Below are 380 nucleotides of genomic sequence, written 5' to 3'. Positions count from 1 at the left end.
TTTTCATTTCTTATTACGGAGAAATGAAACAGTGTGTCGTTTCAATTTTCAGCTTGATCCAGATTTTTAAAGAGCAAATATCTCAAACGTGACTCGTAAGTCAGTTTTGAGATACTTCGGTCGGCGACTTTCACTCACACATACCAGCAAGTGGCGTCCCCTAGGGGATTCGAACCCCTGTTACCGCCGTGAAAGGGCGGTGTCCTGGGCCTCTAGACGAAGGGGACACTGAAGTCTCAATCGCAAGACGCCTTGCTATTTACTTTTCATCAGACAATCTGTGTGAGCACTACAAAGGCAGGTTCTTTAAGGTAAGGAGGTGATCCAACCGCAGGTTCCCCTACGGTTACCTTGTTACGACTTCACCCCAGTCATGAATC

1 tRNA gene and 1 rRNA gene are annotated in these 380 nt (G+C 46.6%); both read right to left on the bottom strand.

What is annotated here, in order from left to right:
• Window positions 1-151: 151 nt before the first annotated feature.
• Window positions 152-227, bottom strand: a tRNA-Glu gene (locus OGY04_RS01665).
• 85 nt (window positions 228-312) lie between these two features.
• Window positions 313-380: ribosomal RNA gene (locus OGY04_RS01660) — 16S ribosomal RNA — on the bottom strand; the annotation flags it as partial.

It is taken from the genome of Citrobacter sp. Cpo091 (assembly GCF_030332645.1).
In the GTDB taxonomy this organism is placed as follows: Bacteria; Pseudomonadota; Gammaproteobacteria; order Enterobacterales; family Enterobacteriaceae; genus Citrobacter; species Citrobacter portucalensis.
The sequence above is the reverse complement of the archived record's forward strand: the minus strand, read 5'-3'. Positions and strand labels throughout refer to the sequence as shown.